Consider the following 2,407-nt stretch of genomic DNA (forward strand, 5'->3'; position numbering starts at 1 on the left):
ATTTCCGGTATCGCATATGTGGTGCCGGATGATCCTGGCCACCCGGTGGTTACGCCGGAGGACACCAAGGGGATCGCCAAATCCATCGCAGCCCGCCTGCGGGAGTGGGGTCTGCGGCTGAACGAGAGGGTTGACACACTGGCCTCCCGCGTGGACTCCATCGCCGGTGCCGTGGGGCTCGCTCCGGGCTCTCCGGAGGACTCTGCGGTGTCGGCGTTCATCCTGGACGCGGCTTCGCGGACCCGGGCGGCCGTGGACTCCGTTGTGGGCTCAGCGATGCGTCCAATCCTAGACGAAGGCCCGATCCACATCTCCCGGTTCGGGGTCAAGGGCGACGGGGCCGCGGATGACACGGACGCTTTCCACGCGGCAGCGTCTGCGGCGGCCACGGCTGGAGTGCCCCTGGTCATCCCCGCCGGGATGAGCATCGGCATCAGCTCGTACAAGCGGCTCCCCGAGGGTCTGACGATGCACACGAACGGGGCGGTGTTCCGTCAGCAGACGCCGATGGGGCGTGCTCCGGTGATCGGGCTGGGTGCGAGTTCCACGGTGGTGGGCGGGCTGCGCGTGCAGACTCTCGGCGGTGACGCCTGCCAGGGTGTACATGTCGCGGACGCCCCGGACGTGACCGTGTATGGCGGTATCGAGGTCCGGTCTGCGACTCCGGGCGCGGGTAAGGCCAACATCCGGGATAACGGGGTCCGGGTCATCAACTCGCCCCGGTTCACGGCAGACCGAGTGTACGTGGAGAACTACGATTGGGCTGTGTGGGTGGATGAGTCGCCCGGCTTCCAGATCGGCTGGGCGGAGGTGTCCACCTACAGCCTGGCGGTGCGGATCAAGGGCGGCTGTTCGCAGGGCCGCATTCATGGTGGGCGCGTCTACAAGGCTGGCCCGAACTCGGCGTACCTGCCCGGCTACAACGGGTTGCTGATGGAGAATCAGAGCGCGTCCGATGACATCCGCATCTCGAACTTCACGGTGGATGACGCTGGCGAGCACGGTTACCGCGTGTCTGGGTTTACCACGCAGACGAACATCTGGTTTTACCACTGTATGGCCCGTGGTTCTGGCGGGTCCGGGTTCAAGGTGCTCGGTGGCGACGACAACGAGAACGGGTTCCGCAACCGTGGCATCACGTTCAACGCTTGCACGGCCATCGACTCGGGCACGATCAACCGTAACTGTTGCGGTTTCCTGATCCAGCGTGCGGATGATGTGCGGCTCATCAGCCCGGTCGTGAAGAAGGCGAAGCAGACGTTCTCGGCGGTGGAGGGCATCCGCATGTCCGGGGTGTCGCATGTGACGGTGGTGGCCCCGAAGATCATGGACACCCAGAAGTTCGCCATCCACATTGATGAGGCGTGCGGGAACGTGCAGGACGTGACCTTCACGGACACGCACATTTCTACCCCGTCCGGGCACGGCATCTACTTGCAGAATCCTGGCGTGGAGTTCCGTGACATGCGGTTCAAGGGCGGTCTCGTGGAGGTGTACGACGGCGACGGTGCGGGTTTCTACGCGGGCCGGTACACGTCCGAGGACACTGGCACCTGGAAGGGCATGAATGAACTGGAGATCACATTCTCGGACTCCACCGGCGCGTCCCGGCAGATCAGTGAGTGGTCGTCGCCGAACGCGTTGGCCTCGTTCATGGCGGACATCACCATGTGGCGGGCGGCTGACGCGGCCCCGTCGTGGCCCCCGTTCGCTGGCGGGTCCATGGTCCTGGACCGTCGCCTGGGCACCCGGCAGGTGATGAAGGGCGGCGTGTGGGTCAGCGTGTGAGCATCCATCCCCTTACTGATCGGAGGCCGTTGTGGCTTTGAAGAAACTTCCCGGCGGCATGATCGTGGAGACGGACGGCGGCACATACCCCAGCGAGGAGTCCGGGCTCAACCACGAGGCGATCCACCGGCAGATCGTCGGCGCGGCGGTCTCGGCGGGCCAGGAAGCCGCCGGGGTGGCGACGTGGCCGAAGGGTGCGCTCGTTGGCGCGAACCTGGACGCGCTGACCAGGCCGGGCACGTACTGGCAGTCCACCGCGTCACTGGCGACCGTGGAGCGCGGGTACCCTCGGGCCGGGATGACGCTCGTGCTCCGTGTCGAGCAGGCGGCAACGTCCATCGTCACGCAGGAGGCCCTGCACTTCGACTCGACCGGGTACCGGGGCACTTGGCGGCGGACGGTCTACACGGATGGACGGGTGACGGAATGGAAGGCCCCGGCAGGGGACGCCGGAGGCGCTGGGCACTCGTGACCTGGCTACCGTCACGTCTCCCGGCTCGTACTACCAGTCCGCGCCTGCTAACGCGACCGTAGACCGTGGCTACCCGCGCGACGGGATGACTGGCGTCGCTCCGCGTCGAGCAGGCGGCGACGTCCGTGTTCACCCAGGAGTTCATTC

The 2,407-nt window shown here is 66.3% G+C and carries 2 protein-coding genes; both read left to right on the forward strand.

The window, feature by feature from the left end:
• On the forward strand, window positions 1-1,788 hold a 1,788-nt coding region (locus tag UN64_RS21075), incomplete at its 5' end, for a right-handed parallel beta-helix repeat-containing protein (RefSeq protein WP_171978987.1).
• Window positions 1,789-1,819: 31 nt separating this feature from the next.
• Window positions 1,820-2,260, forward strand: a complete 441-nt coding sequence (locus UN64_RS19715; RefSeq protein ID WP_077365931.1) for a pyocin knob domain-containing protein — start codon at window positions 1,820-1,822, stop codon at window positions 2,258-2,260.
• Window positions 2,261-2,407: the final 147 nt, after the last annotated feature.

This window comes from Fictibacillus arsenicus (assembly GCF_001999465.1).
In the GTDB taxonomy this organism is placed as follows: Bacteria; Bacillota; Bacilli; order Bacillales; family Fictibacillaceae; genus Fictibacillus; species Fictibacillus arsenicus.